The 13,612-nt window shown below is 56.0% G+C and carries 15 protein-coding genes; 7 read left to right on the top strand and 8 right to left on the bottom strand.

Going from position 1 to position 13,612, the window contains the following annotated elements; translation table 11 throughout:
- The first annotated feature begins 1 nt into the window (after position 1).
- Complete coding sequence (locus SH139x_RS22060) at positions 2-172, top strand: hypothetical protein (protein WP_488351928.1); 171 nt, start codon at positions 2-4, stop codon at positions 170-172.
- A 133-nt stretch (positions 173-305) separates the two neighbouring features.
- The gene (locus tag SH139x_RS22065; RefSeq protein ID WP_488351929.1) at positions 306-740 is read left to right on the top strand and encodes a hypothetical protein; all 435 of its coding nucleotides are present in this window, start codon (positions 306-308) and stop codon (positions 738-740) included.
- Between the two features lie 123 nt (positions 741-863).
- Here SH139x_RS22065 and SH139x_RS22070 read toward each other — a convergent pair whose 3' ends face one another.
- The 6 genes from SH139x_RS22070 to SH139x_RS22095 form a co-directional block, all read right to left on the bottom strand.
- Positions 864-1,562: a DUF8091 domain-containing protein gene (locus tag SH139x_RS22070; RefSeq protein ID WP_488351930.1), complete on the bottom strand. Its 699-nt coding sequence runs from the start codon at positions 1,560-1,562 to the stop codon at positions 864-866.
- Positions 1,563-2,144, bottom strand: coding sequence for an orotate phosphoribosyltransferase (gene pyrE / locus SH139x_RS22075; RefSeq protein ID WP_488351931.1), 582 nt, complete (start codon positions 2,142-2,144; stop codon positions 1,563-1,565).
- Positions 2,145-2,209: 65 nt separating this feature from the next.
- Positions 2,210-3,508: a L,D-transpeptidase family protein gene (locus tag SH139x_RS22080; RefSeq protein WP_488351932.1), complete on the bottom strand. Its 1,299-nt coding sequence runs from the start codon at positions 3,506-3,508 to the stop codon at positions 2,210-2,212.
- 161 nt (positions 3,509-3,669) lie between these two features.
- Positions 3,670-4,149, bottom strand: a complete 480-nt coding sequence (locus SH139x_RS22085) for a hypothetical protein (RefSeq protein WP_488351933.1) — start codon at positions 4,147-4,149, stop codon at positions 3,670-3,672.
- A gap of 54 nt (positions 4,150-4,203) precedes the next feature.
- Positions 4,204-5,046: a glycerophosphodiester phosphodiesterase gene (locus tag SH139x_RS22090; RefSeq protein ID WP_488351934.1), complete on the bottom strand. Its 843-nt coding sequence runs from the start codon at positions 5,044-5,046 to the stop codon at positions 4,204-4,206.
- A 217-nt stretch (positions 5,047-5,263) separates the two neighbouring features.
- A complete protein-coding gene (locus tag SH139x_RS22095) occupies positions 5,264-5,758 on the bottom strand; it encodes an asparaginase domain-containing protein (protein ID WP_488351935.1) in 495 nt (164 codons plus the stop codon).
- Positions 5,759-5,990: 232 nt separating this feature from the next.
- On the opposite strand from SH139x_RS22095, the gene SH139x_RS22100 reads away from it, so the two are divergent.
- Positions 5,991-6,674 carry a class I SAM-dependent methyltransferase gene (locus tag SH139x_RS22100; protein ID WP_488356062.1) on the top strand — a complete coding sequence of 228 codons (684 nt, stop codon included), beginning with the start codon at positions 5,991-5,993 and terminating at the stop codon, positions 6,672-6,674.
- 9 nt (positions 6,675-6,683) lie between these two features.
- Here the strand turns inward: SH139x_RS22100 and SH139x_RS22105 are convergent, their stop codons facing one another.
- Positions 6,684-7,487, bottom strand: coding sequence for a sensor histidine kinase (locus tag SH139x_RS22105; protein WP_488351936.1), 804 nt, complete (start codon positions 7,485-7,487; stop codon positions 6,684-6,686).
- A gap of 524 nt (positions 7,488-8,011) precedes the next feature.
- Here SH139x_RS22105 and SH139x_RS22110 point away from each other — a divergent pair.
- Positions 8,012-8,773: a response regulator transcription factor gene (locus SH139x_RS22110; protein WP_488351937.1), complete on the top strand. Its 762-nt coding sequence runs from the start codon at positions 8,012-8,014 to the stop codon at positions 8,771-8,773.
- Here SH139x_RS22110 and hemG read toward each other — a convergent pair.
- Positions 8,684-10,120 carry a protoporphyrinogen oxidase gene (hemG, locus tag SH139x_RS22115; RefSeq protein ID WP_488351938.1) on the bottom strand — a complete coding sequence of 479 codons (1,437 nt, stop codon included), beginning with the start codon at positions 10,118-10,120 and terminating at the stop codon, positions 8,684-8,686. The genes SH139x_RS22110 and hemG overlap by 90 nt on opposite strands.
- A 281-nt stretch (positions 10,121-10,401) precedes the next feature.
- Here hemG and SH139x_RS22120 point away from each other — a divergent pair, with 281 nt between their 5' ends.
- From SH139x_RS22120 to SH139x_RS22130, 3 genes are all read left to right on the top strand, one after another.
- Complete coding sequence (locus SH139x_RS22120) at positions 10,402-11,646, top strand: cell surface protein (protein WP_488351939.1); 1,245 nt, start codon at positions 10,402-10,404, stop codon at positions 11,644-11,646.
- Positions 11,643-12,485 carry an SAM-dependent methyltransferase gene (locus SH139x_RS22125; RefSeq protein ID WP_488351940.1) on the top strand — a complete coding sequence of 281 codons (843 nt, stop codon included), beginning with the start codon at positions 11,643-11,645 and terminating at the stop codon, positions 12,483-12,485. Before SH139x_RS22120 ends, SH139x_RS22125 begins: the two co-directional genes overlap by 4 nt.
- A gap of 182 nt (positions 12,486-12,667) precedes the next feature.
- Complete coding sequence (locus tag SH139x_RS22130) at positions 12,668-13,609, top strand: endonuclease/exonuclease/phosphatase family protein (RefSeq protein WP_488351941.1); 942 nt, start codon at positions 12,668-12,670, stop codon at positions 13,607-13,609.
- The last annotated feature ends 3 nt before the right edge of the window (positions 13,610-13,612 follow it).

Consider the following 13,612-nt stretch of genomic DNA (forward strand, 5'->3'; position numbering starts at 1 on the left):
TATGGACAAGAAAGCCAAGAAACGTCTGGAAGTCATTAACAAGAAACTTCAGGCCCTCCGCCCTCGTTTGAGCGGCGCGAAACAACAAGACGATGATCCAGGCGAAGTGGCCAAGCTGGAACAGGAAGTCAGCGAGCTGGAAGCCGAAGCGGCCGAGCTGAAGAAGTCCTAGCGGTAAGCAAGCACCGCTCAGCCGATTTCAGCGGGAACCAAAGTCAGCAAAATCCGCTTAATCACTGAAATCCGCTTAATCGCTAAAGTCACACAGCTGAATCTGACGATCTAAGAGCGGGCGGAGGACGATCTTGATTGGGTTCGCAGATATTATGCAATCGCCGTTACTCCCTGGTCGCTGGACCGCTGTTGGCCCGTTTTTGCCAATCACTCGCCAGCTTCCCCGCCAATGTGCTGTGGCCAGCCTGTTGACGGTTTGCTTGCTAACCTCCAGCGGCTGCCTAAACCCCAACATCCCCAGCGTTCGCCAGGGTGCGTTACCTTTTGGCGTCGAGGGTCTGCCCGCGCAGCATCCGCAAGCGTTCGAGGCGACAATCTTTCACACGGGGCACGATGATTCGCTTAGCCCACGCTTGCCCGGAGGTCCCGTGGGACTTCCGCCGGACGATCCGCATCAAGTTCGCACTGGCGCGTTGGCCGACCATATCTACGATCAAGGGCCGGCGAAACAACCCGATATCCCTTGGCCCCGCTTTCACCCGTTACCCACCCGCCCGGTGTTATAATTTTTGAAGCCACCGTCCGTTAGCGGTTTTGGCGCGAGCCACCGTTCTTTGCACGGGGTTCGTTCGTTGCAAACGGGGGGAACCGCGGCTAGCGCCATTGCGGCTAACTTCTGAAACCAATTCTCAAGCGGCCCGCTTGCTGGTTCTCGCTGCGCGCGAGCGATACGTGCGAGCATTACCTCGCTTGCCCGCTTCTTCCACGGCACCGATGTTACGCAGCACGTAAGCGATGCGCTGAGCCACATCGCGACGACGCTCGAGATGTTTGGCCAATTGACCAGTATCAAAAGGTTGCGGCAGCTTATTCACCTCAGCCAGCCGCTTCAGGTCGGCCCGCGTGCGGAACGACCGCGTGCTGAGGATCTCTTCGAGCACCACATCTTTGACGCTGTGCTTGGGGCGAAACCGCCCCCGTCTTGATTTGCCTTCCACCGGTGGCAAACGCCATTCCTCGACGCTGACCAACGGCACGTCGATCGTGAGGTTTGGATGGGGGAAAACCTGCGTCAGGTAGACCAGTTCTTCAAAGAGATCGAGTGTCTGCCCCCGCTTGGGACTTAACCGCCGACTGATGATGGGTCCCTCAGCGGTTTTTTGACGAATGATCCGGCGGCGAGCCACAATCGGCTTGACGATTCGCACCCTGTCAGTTTCCAGCAGCGTAGCCAGTTTGTCGCGAATCGAAGATAGCGAGGCGAACTGGATTTCGATCAATTCGCCGCTGTGAATCGCATCGATGCGAAAGGCACCATGACGAACTTCAGTCGCATCCTCTGATTCCGCATAATGCAGCTTCAGCGTGCGATGCAGCGAAGTTTCCACTTAGCCGACATCCGGCTCGAGGCCAAAATCACGAATCGTTAACAGCGTTTCCAGTTCCAAGCCAACCGCCGCGAATGCTTCGCGACCACCCGCGAGACGATCAACGATCCCGATCACTTTGACCACTTCAAGACCAAAAGCACGAGCCGCCTCAGCCGCTTTGATGGCGCTGCCTCCGCTGGTGATCACATCTTCGACAATCACCACGCGTTGCCCTGCTTTGACGGGGCCTTCAACTTGCCGCCCCGCCCCGTGTCCTTTGGGTTCTTTGCGAACCATGAAACCACGCAGTGCTGGTCGCTCCGCCGTTTCGGGGCGTTGGCCGACCAGCGTGACAATCGCCGCCGCGATCGGATCGGCACCGATCGCCATCCCACCGACAGCAGCCACCGGAGGTGTGATTTTATCGATCAGCTCTAACATCCCAGCGGCGATCTGATTGGCCCCGCGGGGGTGCAGCGTCACTAATCGACAGTCCAAATAATACGATGCTGTCTTTCCGCTGGCTAACGTGAAGCTGCCAATTTGCAAAGCTTCCTGGCGGACTAATTCGAGCAGTTCGGCGCGATCAAAGGTTGTCATGAATACTAAGGTTGAAGAGCAAGGGGACCCGCCTCGCAGGACTGCGAGCGGTTACCGCCACGACTTTAACGGGTGATCGTAACGGCAGAACCACGCGATAGGATACCAAATACGTCGCGAGCGTCAGTGCGCCGTAGCTGAATACAACCGTTACCCGCGGCCGCTTGCTCTGCCGAGCCGTGGATACACATTTGATTCCCCAAATCTAACCACACATCGCCGTAGGGATTCCGCGGGTCACCGGGAGGAATGTTGCCGCCATCGAGCGAATAATAGGTCCGCGCGGTTTGTTTATCTTGCACCATGTATGAACCCGATTTGGGTGCCGGATCGCTGCCGGTCTGGATCGGAAAGCGACCAGCATACATCTCTCCGAGGAACAGAGTTAACTCCGAGGAAGTCAAATTGACCTCCGCTCGGAATGGCCCTCGAATGACTTTCAGTTCCTGCCCGGGGACCACGGCGGCGGGATCACTGACACCGTTGACAGTGGCCAACAACTGCCAAGGCACCTCCAATTTGGCGGCGATATCCTGCAGCGTTTCCCCTTGGGAGACACGATAAGGTTGTTCCAACAGGTTGCGAGTCGAATAAATCACTTCGCCGGCCAACCAGTCCAAGCGACCGAGCAACGATTCACGATCGGCTGAGGAGAGAGAGGGTGAGTTATAAAACAAGCTCAGCGTTGCCAGGGCTTCTCGCAATTGATCTTTTTCACGCTGCCGGTCCGCTGTGGCAATCGCGTTCGCCAAAGCCGTTTTGGCGGTTGCGTCGTTCAGCGACTGTTGACTGGAACCGGAGGCGGCGGAATCATCCATGGAGAGGCTGGGAATATCATAACCGCTCGCCCCCCCAGCTTGTGAGCTGTTGCCAGATTGTGAGCTGTTTCCAGCTTCCGTTTCGCTGACCAGTTGATTGAGGTCTAAAGTATCAACGCCGTTGACTGCGTAGTTGGAGCCAGCCCCACCGTTGCTGCCAGAGGGTGGCGGTAAATCGAGGGTGCGTTGGTCAGACAACGAAGCTCGCGACGCACCGCCCATATCGGTTTGAACCGTGCCCGCCATGCTGCTGGAACCAGCATCTGGCGAACCAGACCGCGGGGGTGTGCTATCGAGCGTCGGCGGCAATGGCGCGTCGAAGCTCATGCCCGGACCGTCCGTCGGATTACCCGCCATGCTGTCCGCACCCCCGCTCGGCAGACCGATATCAATATCGTCTCCCAAGGAAAAATCGAGACTGTCGTTCTCGACGATCTTGACCAGTTCGTCAGGCATTTTAGCGGGGGGTGCTGTCAACGCCACGTACGCGCTATACGACACGGTGAGCAACAACACAACGACGATAGTAGTTTTCACAGTTTGCACGTTCGTCCTCCTTGACGACGGCGAAAATCCGGTCACCCATAGATTGGTGGGGAGATTAATCGATGCATCGATTTCACCGCTAGGGCAATCCGCGATGTTCTAAGCGAAAAAAAGCAGCCGCATGAAGATCGAATACAAGGCCCGGAAGTTTCAGCGGCGATTCAACCTAACCACTGGTCCATGATTTCGACAACTTCACTCCCTTCCAATAATTCGTGAGCCAGCAATTCGTCGACGATCGCTGCCAGCGCGGCCCAGTTGCGGTCGTCTTTGAGAAGATGATAGAGCTGGACCGATTGTCGCTCGAGAATTTGCATACGCTGTTGCGGCTCCGGCGCAATCTGCTCGGCCGCTTCCCAAGCGTTTTGCCAATCTTGCCCCCATTCGGCCACTCCGGCCGGATGCAGCGGTTCCCCGCGATAAATCATCTCAGCGACAGGTCCAGCCAAAGCGACCAAAACTTGTTGCCAACACAACCGCCGCGGATCGGCCACTCGGCGTGGCCAAAGAATTTGTGCGTCTCCGGTCCTCAGCGGACCATCATCGCGGTCAGGGCTGATCGTCAACGAATGCACCTTGGCCCCGACCATCACGGCCATCATCGCGTGCCCCGCTTCGTGGTAGGCCGTCAGCTCACACATTGTTTATCCAAATGTGCCGCCAAAAAGACGCGGCAATTACTCAGCCGAGGCCAATTATTGAGCGAGGACTGGTGTAATGGCGGCCCGAATATCAGCCGGCCGGTTGGTCGTGATCCCCATCGCTCCCAGCTCTTGAAAGTACTTTGCGTCGTCAAGATCGTCGATCGTCCAGACGTGAAATTCGGGCATACCGCCAGCTCGCAATTCAGCAATGAACTCTTTGGTCACCACGCTGCGATCTCCCCGAGTTCCCAAACCGTCGGCACCACAGTCTTGCAACGTCTTGATCACTTGCGCTGCGGTCGGTTTCACTTCGCCAGTCTCTTTGTCACGACGATAGCTGGTCAACCAATGGGCTTTCACCCCAGGTAATTGCTGCTTGCAAGCCTTCACGGTGTCCGCTTTGAAAGAGATGATTAGCAAGTCATCCCAGCTGGGTTGCTGTTTTTTCAACTCGGCAACCAATAGCGGCACAATTTCCGGACCGGTCTTCAGCTCAATGACAAACGTCTTGCCCGCCGGCATTCCCGCCAGCACTTCCGCAAAGGTGGGAAGCGGCTCGCCTGCGAATTTCGCATCCTTCCAACTGCCATACTCTAGCTCACGAAGCTCGGCCAAGGTGGAGGAGGCCACTATTTTCTTGACACCAGCCGTGCGGGCCGTGTCTGCGTCGTGGATGCAAACGATGTGACCGTCTTTGGTATAATAAAAATCTCCTTCGACCCCGTCAGCTTGCTCTTGCCAAGCCAACTCAAAAGCCGCCATCGTATTCTCAGGTGCGGCATGCGAAGCACCACGGTGAGCAATGATTTCTTGTCCCAACGCCAACTCCTCAGCGTTACCAAGTAGCCAAAAAGATAGAACACAGTAAGCGACGAATGTCGACCGACTCAGCATCTGTAACCTGCAATGTTTGAGAAATACAAGACGAAATTTTGTTGGCCGCAATGGCGCTAGCCGCGGTCCCCGTTTTTCCGCGAACTAGTCACGCGCAAGGAACGGTGGCTAGCGACAAAACCGCTAACAGTTTGCTGCTATTCTAATCGCCGTCTCCGTTAGCAACGAGGAAGCTGAGGTAAAACGAGCGTTAAGAAACGGGGAATTTACCAACTCCTTAACCGCCCTCATCAACAGGCTCAAAAACCCCCTTTTCGCGATTCTTGCGAACCTGCAGCGGGTTAAAAATCCGCCCCCCCATGGCAATGAACACACCGTCCGGCAACACGTTGACCGCACCGATGGCGGTTCCAATATTGAAGATCGCGTCACTTTGGTGAAAACGTGCGGGCTGCATCGCACCGGTTAGGACGACGCATTTTTGCGGCACGCCCAACAAACTTTTGGCGGTCTCCACCATCGTGTCGGTTCCGTGAGTAATCACCACTCGTCGCTCCGGACTGGCCGCCACGGCAGCCCGCACCAAATCGCGATCGGCGGTGGTCATATCCAAGCTATCCTTCCGCAATACCGGTTCGATTACCCAACCGACCGCCATTGGCAAGGCCTCAAGAATTCTCACCACCCCCGGTGGGCCCACCTGATACTCGCTCAATTGATCAAAATACTCTTTGTCGATCGTGCCACCAACGGTGAGAAAGCGGATGTTCATCTTTCTTTGCGAGTCCCTGATATGAAGTGTCAATCTGCCGCTGTTTGTGTTCGGACCGGTTCGCTAAACTGTAGCTTAGTCGTCCCACCCAACGGGTCATTTGCCCATGCGGAATTGGTCAGACACAGATTCCCACCTCGAGTTACCCCCAAGTCATAATAGGAGCCGTTAGCCGATGTTTCGAAATCGCTACCTACTGTTGGCACTCTGCCTTTCCCCTTGCGTGTTTAGTATGGTCTCCGCGCGGGCACAAGATGCCGACGGAAAAGTGGAGGCGGAACCGCAGAGTGTCAAGCCGGGCATTAACGAATCATTCCTTGATCCCGACTTGGATGTGGGCAGTTTTGTCGATCGCTTCGAAGTGGAAAGTCGTGAAATTTTTTCCGCTCGCGATCGCGTCATGGAAAATCTCAAGTTACAGCCTGGCGACAAGGTGGCCGATATCGGTACCGGCACCGGCTTGTTCGTCGAACTCTTCAGCCAAGCGGTGGGAAAAGATGGTTGGGTATACGCCATCGACATCGCCCCCAAATTTATCGAACGCGTGGGCGCGATCACTGAAATGAAGAGCCTCGTGAACGTGACCCCTGTTTTAGGCGGGCAAAACGATATTCGCTTGGCACCCAGCTCGATCAACGCAGCTTTCATCTGCGATGTTTATCATCACTTTGAATTCCCAGCCGACTCGCTGCACTCGATCTTTACCGCGCTCAAGCCGGGGGGCCAATTGGTGGTGATCGATTTTGAACGGATTCCCGGCGTCTCCCGCGATTGGTTGCTGGGCCACGTCCGCGCGGGAAAAGAAGTCTTTCGCAAAGAAATTGAAACGGCAGGTTTTGAGTTCGTGGAAGAAGTCAATGTGCCCGGCTTTCGCGAAAATTACTTCTTGCGTTTTCGCCGCCCCGAAGCGAAGTAGCTGGTTGGCTCATTGGCTTTGCAGGGGCAGCGTGAATTTGATAGCCAGGCCTGGGTCGCACTGTTCGGCCCAGATCTGGCCACCATGATCTTCAATGATCGAACGGCTGATCGTCAGCCCCAGCCCTAAACCTTCGCTGCGCGTCGTGCGAAAGGGTTCAAAGACCCGCATCAATTCACCCGCCGGCAAGCCCGGTCCGTTGTCACGGATTGTGACCTTCACAAGCGGAGCTTGAAAACTTGTCCTAATCTCAATGGTATTTTCTTGACGACCTGTCATCTCAAAAGCCTGACAAGAATTGCCAATCAAATTGATCAGCACTTGCTCGATGGGGACGCGGGCCAATGCCAACATGGGGCATCCGCTGGCCAGCTCCAAGCAAACCTTCACCTGATTGGCGCGAAGTTCAGGCTGCACCATGATCAACACGCACTCAATAATTTGATTAATATCCAACGGCTCAACACGAGCGTTCGAACGTTGGGCATAGCTGCGGAGATGGCAAAGAATCTCCTCGGCGCGTTTTACCTGTTGAATCATTGCCAAGTTCCAATCACGAACTTTATCCAACGATTGATCTTGTCGCGTATCTAACAAGTTCGCCGTGGCAAAGGCAAAATTTGAAATTGAGTTCAGTGGCTGACGTAGCTCGTGAGTAATTCGAGCCATCATCTCTCCGAGCGAAGACAACTTTGCCAGGTGCCGAACCTCGACGTCGCGATCCAAAAGCTCTCGTTGAGCTTGCCGCAGCGCGGGTTTAAGCTGCTCCAACTCGGCCGTTAATTCGGCAACTTGCTCAACAAGTTTCGCCACTCGCGGCTGTTCTTGCGGCTGTTCTCCTGACAGTGTTTCACTATTGGCGGGGCTACTGCCCGGGTAGCCGAGTACACCATGTGCAGGGTTTCGAGAGTTGTTATTGGGAGGCATACCAAGGGGGCGCTTCCTACCTCCGCGACGCTGTTTTTTTGCAATGCTACCTGCCACCAATAGAACTAATAACACGATCAACAAAATAGTTGTTATCAGATTGCGAGGTGCACCAAGAAAGGTGGCGGTGGATTCTGCCGGACGGCTGCTCAGCATCACGACCACACAAGGGAGCACGGCAACCTGTAGCGAAGTGCGACGACATACGGCGAGGGGGAAAATCCTGACTTTGCCTTGCGGCTGTCCGCAAAAAGATGGCCAGTAACACCACTTTCCAACATTTCGACTCAGCCCTGAAAAATTAAGCTCTTGCTCGCGCACCGTTAAACCGAGAATGGAGTTGACTGAATATGGTAATCATCGAGAGTATTGCGCCCGCAACCTGGCGTCAGATACCTGGGATTTTGTAAATGAAGATAGCAGCACCGCAAGAAGCCATTGCCTACGTCTTGGACGATGATCCGGTATTCTGCCAAAGCGTTGCCGCACTAGCGTTCAGCATTAACTTGCGGTGCGAATCGATCGACTATGTCAATGATGACTCCGCCTGCTCACGACTGCGACGCCCCGGTTGCTTGATTTTGGACCATCGATTAGGGGACACCCTCGATGGCCTCACCGTGCTTCGCGAGCTGAAAGAGGGGGCGTCAGCCATCACAACCATTGTTTGCTCGGGGTACGCCACGACCGCGTTGGCGGTCGCCTATTTACAAGCGGGCGCGCTCACCGTGGTGGAGAAACCGGCGGCACCCCAGGTGCTTTCTCAGTGGATGCACCAAGCAATCAACCTGGACCGCCAACAGCTGGCGGCCGAGTCCCGGGTCAAGTCGTTGATCGAAACTTACAATCATTTGACCCGCCGCCAAAGGCAAATATTAAGCTTCTTAATGCAAGGCCGATCAAACAAATGGATTGCCATTCGTTTAGATGTATCACGGCGGACCGTGGAGATGGATCGGGCAAAAATATTGCACCAATTCAACACTGGCAACATGATTGAATTGTCCAGCATCGTGACGGAGGCATTGGTTGCCGCCCAGCATTTGGGAATTCCGGTTGCCGATCAGATTGACAAACTGTCGTTATCCGACGGTCGCTCCGAGAGTTTCTCCGAGGCGTTTTACGGCCCGTTTCGCGGTCCCCACCACCGGCGCGATACCAACTCCATGTAGACTGTTCCCGGCAATTTCTAGCCCGGGTAGCGTTGCCACATCCTTTTCGATCGCCGCAGCCAATTCGCGGTGCCCAACGTGGTATTGTGGCATCGCACGGTTCCAACGTTGCACGGCAGACCAAACGGGCTCGCCCCGCAAACCGATCAAGCTGGCCAGTTCATCCCGAGCGATTTGCACCAGGGCGTCATCAGTTTGCGATAACAATTCGGGCTGCAGGGCACCTCCGATAAAAACCCGAATTAGCGTATGCCCTTTCGGAGTCCGCTCGGGAAACTTGTGGCTGGCAAAGCTGGCAGCCAGAATTTTGCGACCATCGATGGCGGGAACCACGAATCCGAAAGCTTGCGGCATCTTTGCCACTTGCGCGTCGGCAACAGCCAACAGCACGATCGCGCTGCTGGCATATTCGATCTGCCGCAGCTTCTGGGCAGCTGCGGCATGCACAGGCGTCAACAACTCTGCCAACTTGGGTGCCGGCAGCGCCAGCACGACCCCGTCGGCCGTCGTCGAAGCTTGATCGGCGGTGGCAATTTGCCAGTTGCCTTCCGCTTGCCGCGTGAGGGAAGTGACTGACTTGCCGAATTGAATGGTGTTGATTGGTAACCGCGATTCGATTTCCGCGAAGAGTGCACCCATCCCCCGCGGCAAAACGCGAAATTGTCCATAGCGGGCGCCGCTGCTGGTCCGCTCGAGTTCCCGCTGGGCCTTTTCGGTCGCGTTATCGCTGGCTTGACCGCTGGAGAGGGTCGCCCCGATCAAACTACCGTGTTCACGCTCCATCTTCACGAACTGCGGCATCGTGGCTTGCATGCTCAAACGTTCCGCATCGGCCGTGTAAATGCCACCGACCAGCGGTTGCACCAACCGTTCCAACGCTTCGTTGCCGAGACGGCGGCGGACAAAGCTGGCGAGACTTTCGTCACCGGTGTCGGTTCGCGGACGCACAAACCGCTCGGCAGCCAAGCGAAGTTTGCCACGCCACGACAGCAGCGGTGACTTTAAGACTTGCCCCAGTCGCGTCGGCCGCATCAGCACAAAACCTTCGGGCACCGGCCACAATCGGTCGCCTTGGGAAATCATCGCGCGGCGACCATGGGGCAACGGTTCGATCAGTTGGTCGGCGACCCCCAGGTCTTGGCAAAGCTGCAGAGCGTCGGGCGGAGTGACCGAAAAGCAGTCCGCTCCGTGCTCCACTAACCAGCCATCCCTGTGCTCGGTCTCAATCACGCCGCCGACTCGTTGGCTCGCTTCCAGCAAGGAAATGTCCGCCTCGGGCCAATGACGGTGCAGGTAAAAAGCGGCCGTCAAGCCCGACAGCCCGCCACCGACAACAACCAACCGCATTTCTCGCTCCCCACTGAGTTACCAGATCGCTCGACACGCCTCCACCCGCCGTTCGGTCTTCCAACGGGACGCCCCGACCAGCCGTACGGTCCCGCAGTCTATCTGGATTTTCCTGGCGATGTCAGCGACGTGACGAAAAGTCTATGGGGCTGGCTGCGACACCCCCTCCGCAGCGTACCGCGGTACGCTATGCTGACGACTGGCGGACGTCCGTGCTGCCTTCCAGGATATTGCTTGCTCTTCAGTTTCTTTTCGGCCCTCAATTTCAGAGTATCACGGCAATGAGCGAACTGACTCCACAACCTTCAGAATCCACTTCCTCGGACGAACTTGTTGTGGCCACTGCAGCCGCGCAGCGCGATCCGACCACGATGCGTCGCTATTTAGAGCGAGCACTGACGGTGCTCGACAAATTCGGACTCTCCGCCCGCGACGACACCCCGCAAGAGATGATTCACTTGCTGGAAAGCGTCAAGCATGTTGACGAGGCTAAGGCGTTGGCGATCGCCGACGTGATCAAGCACATGAGCACTTTCAACGAGATGGTGCGAGAGCACGTCGCCAGCGTAACGATCGGCAATCGTTACATGGAGATTACGCAAATGTTTGATTCGGTCCGCGAAGACAGCAAAACATTGATCGCCCAGCTCGACGACGGCCGCATCAGCACTGGAGAGAAAGTCCAGAATTGGTGGATGAAGATGCGCCGCGGTACCCCCTCGGATCGTTTTGAAAAGATCTCTGAAATCTATACGGACGTCTCCCGTGACACTCGCAAGCAGTTAGAAGTCGAAGAGGACATCATGGATGCCTACATTGACTTCCGCTTTGCCTTGAAAGAAGCCGAAGTTCTGGCGCGTGACATGCTCGCCTTGCACGCTCCGATGCTGGAGGCTGCCAAGCAAGCCTTGGCAGATACGCAGGGAGCTGTCGACGCGGCGGCTGAAGACCTCGACCAGGCAGCCCGCTCCCGTTTGGAGTTGGCTCGCGACGAAGCACGTTTTGGCTACGAGTCGGAAGACAAAACCTATCAATTGCTGAAAGATATCGCCGAGAACTTGGAAATCGGCTACGACGTCGGAGAGACGCTCGTTTCCAAGCTCAAGCAAACCCACGACGTTAAAGAGCGAGTCTACCGTCGAGCCGTAACTTTCTTCACCACCAACGAACATGTCTTCACAATCTTGGGGACCGTCTACACCTCGCAGCACGGTTTGCATGAGGTAACCCAAGCCACCGAGGCGATGAAGACGGGGCTCAATAAAGGCCTCGAAGACGTTGCCAACTTGGGACGTGAGTTGGAAAAAGCGGCCCTCAAAGCTGGCTACGGTTCAACCGTCGATCCGAAAAGCGTGCAGAAATTGGTCGATGCGATCAGTGACTTTCAAATCGAATCATTGACCATGATTACCGATCTGCGAAAAGAGTCCGAGGAAAGCACCAAAGAAATTCGCCGCGTCGTCGAAGCGGGTAAAAAGAAGTACCAACAGACGCTCGCTCGCTTTGCCCGCGGTGAGCAACCATGATTGCAGTTGACACGGTAAAGAAATCGAGCATTCGCAGTCATTATCAGTTGGGCTCGCTGTTTTATCGCTTGCTGTGGGGAAAACACATCCATCATGGATTGTGGTTACGGGGCGACGAATCGATTGGCCAAGCGCAAGAGCAGCTGACCGATACGCTGGCTGACTTGATTGGCGTGGCGGCGAATGATCATCTGCTGGACGTCGGTTGTGGCCTGGGAGGCTCTTCGATTCGGCTTGCTCAACAGCGTGGTTGCCGGGCCACCGGAATTACGCTCAGCCCCGTCCAACGTCGCTGGGCCGCAATGTCCGCGAAATGGCATCGCGTTGGCCCACGCACCGAGTTTCTCGCGCTCGATGCGGATCAAGCTAGTTTCGATCCCGGACAATTTGATGTGATATGGAGTATCGAGTGCACCGAGCACTTGTTCGATAAGCCGGGGTTCTTCCAGCGAGCGGGGCAGTGGCTGCGGCCCGGCGGGCGATTAGCGATCTGCGTCTGGTTTGAGGGGCAAGACAACAGCGTGCCTCAACATCGCCAGCAGGTCGAAGAGGTCTGCCATCGATTCGTCTGCCCATCGCTGGCCACACCCTCCGACTACGCCGGCTGGATCACCGCTGCCGGGCTGGAGGTTTGTCAACAGACCGATTGGACGGAGCAGGTCGTACGCACCTGGGAAATCTGCCAAGCACGGGTGGCTCGCACCGGCGTACGGCATGTGGCAAAACTGCTCGATCGCGAACAAGTCGACTTTATTGACGGCTTCGACGCTTTGCTGAAAGCTTACCGCAGCGGGGCCATGCAGTACGGCGCGATCACGGCTCGTAAACCGGCCGCTTGAATTTTTGCTCACTGTTTTTAAGCGAGTTAATTCTCCACGCGGCGCAACCTCTCCCGGAATGCAAACCGAAACTTCACCATTTGCGGGCCGACGCTCGGCGGCCGAGCTGTCATAATGCCAGCTCAAACGGAAATAGGATTTCAAAATGGCCCGTTCAAGAAACTCCCCACGAGGTGTTGCCGATGCTCACTGTGTTCCCCCAAACTTTGTTTCCCCCGACTTTGCTAACTCGAAAGTTTCGCAGCATGGTTTTCCGCGGCGCGATGTTATTGCTACTGCTTGGCTCGCCCGCGTTCGCTGCTGTCACGGTGGCGGCGGAATCTGGTGAATTGCGGGTGATGAGTTTCAACATCCGCTTCGGGACCGCCAACGATGGTGAAAACAAATGGCCCGCGCGGCGAGAATTGGTGGTGGAAACCATCAACCAATACGCGCCCGATCTGCTGGGCACCCAAGAAACACTCCCTTTTCAGGCCAGCTACATCGGCCAGCAATTACCCGAGTACACCTACGTGGGCTGGTCCCGCGACGCCAGCCCGGATGGGGAGCAGTGCGGAATTTTCTATCTCAGCGAACGTTTCGAACAGATTGACGCGGGACAATTTTGGCTCAGCGAAAACCCCGCTGAAAAGTTCAGCAAGAGCTGGGATTCCTCGTTGCCACGCGTTGCAACCTGGGTGGTGTTGAAAGATCGCCAAGCGGCCGATGTGGAACCGCTGTTCTTCCTCAACACGCACTTCGACCATCGCGGACAAGTGGCCCGTCTCGAAGCTGCCAAGTTGATTTTGCAGCAAGTCAACGAACTGCGGGGAGACAAACCGGTAATCATCACGGGGGACTTCAATTGCGACCAAGGCTCGGCTCCCTACCAGGCGATCACCTCGGATGGTTTATTGGTCGACACCTACCGGGCGCGTTATCCCGAGAAACAAGAAATCGAAGGCACCTTTAATGGTTTTAAAGGTACCGCCGGTAACGCTCGCATCGATTGGGTGTTGGCCAGCAAACCGCTCGTCGTCCGGGAGGCGGCGATCGATCGTTATCATGTCGAGCAACGCTATCCATCCGATCATTTTCCTGTCACCGCTATCCTCAGCCGCAACGTTTCCTCCAAAGGCGAGTAGCAC

The sequence above is a fragment of the Kothea flammea genome, from assembly GCF_052161645.1.
GTDB lineage: Bacteria > Planctomycetota > Planctomycetia > Pirellulales > Pirellulaceae > Laterigemmans.